This window comes from Vibrio sp. 2134-1 (assembly GCF_033339495.1).
Genome location: NZ_JAWOUS010000903.1, coordinates 1 through 531, shown reverse-complemented (window position 1 = coordinate 531; position 531 = coordinate 1). Strand labels below are relative to the sequence as shown.

Below are 531 nucleotides of genomic sequence, written 5' to 3'. Positions count from 1 at the left end.
ACTGGCTTCGCCTGCTCTTTTGGCGTTAGCTTGACTACTTTCTTTTCTTCAGGCTTTGCCGTCATTTTCACAACAGTTGGTTGTACGTCTTTTTCTACTACAGCGTTTTCAGACGCCATAATTGGTTTAGAGATACGATCTGATTTGTAGTCCTCTCGGTAACTTTCTGAGGTCACATCCGTGATGTAAGTTTCAGATGCACAAGCAGAAAGCAGAACTGACAAGCCGATGATTGCGATTTTTTTCATGAAGTAACAAACGCTCTGGATAAATATTACGATAAATCATGCCGATAGCAGGCCCGTTTATCAAGCATCAAATACAATAATCTGCGAATTTGATGTGATGAGTAACACAAACTCTACAAGCACTGTATAGATTTGCTTCAATGTCCGGTTCGTTTATGTTTTCTGGCTTATTTATTCGTTTATGATTGTTGATATCAACGTAGCAGATTGTAAGTAAGTCGCGACAAGCCGCAGGAGTTCACATGAATAAACTACATAAGCTCTTTAAACCTAGTTCCGTAGC

Annotated in this window: 1 pseudogene; it reads right to left on the bottom strand. The window is 39.7% G+C overall.

From position 1 onward, the window contains the following. Positions 1 to 248: pseudogene (locus R7R78_RS29180) on the bottom strand (SPOR domain-containing protein); the annotation flags it as partial. Between the last annotated feature and the right edge of the window lie 283 nt (positions 249 to 531).